The sequence below is a fragment of the Klebsiella sp. D-Nf1 genome (assembly GCF_002810515.1).
In the GTDB taxonomy this organism is placed as follows: Bacteria; Pseudomonadota; Gammaproteobacteria; order Enterobacterales; family Enterobacteriaceae; genus Klebsiella; species Klebsiella variicola.
Genome location: NZ_PIOK01000044.1, coordinates 1 through 233 on the forward strand (window position 1 = coordinate 1; position 233 = coordinate 233).

Consider the following 233-nt stretch of genomic DNA (forward strand, 5'->3'; position numbering starts at 1 on the left):
CGCAAATTTGGTAGGCCTGAGTGGACTTGAACCACCGACCTCACCCTTATCAGGGGTGCGCTCTAACCACCTGAGCTACAAGCCTGTAGAGGTTTTTACTGCTGTTTTTCATCAGACAATCTGTGTGGACACTACAAAGGCAGGTTCTTTAAGGTAAGGAGGTGATCCAACCGCAGGTTCCCCTACGGTTACCTTGTTACGACTTCACCCCAGTCATGAATCACAAAGTGGTA

Annotated in this window: 1 tRNA gene and 1 rRNA gene; both read right to left on the minus strand. The window is 48.9% G+C overall.

The features are described from left to right. Positions 1-8 precede the first annotated feature (8 nt). Positions 9-85, minus strand: a tRNA-Ile gene (locus CWM54_RS27950). A gap of 69 nt (positions 86-154) precedes the next feature. After that, positions 155-233, minus strand: a 16S ribosomal RNA gene (locus CWM54_RS27955); the annotation flags it as partial.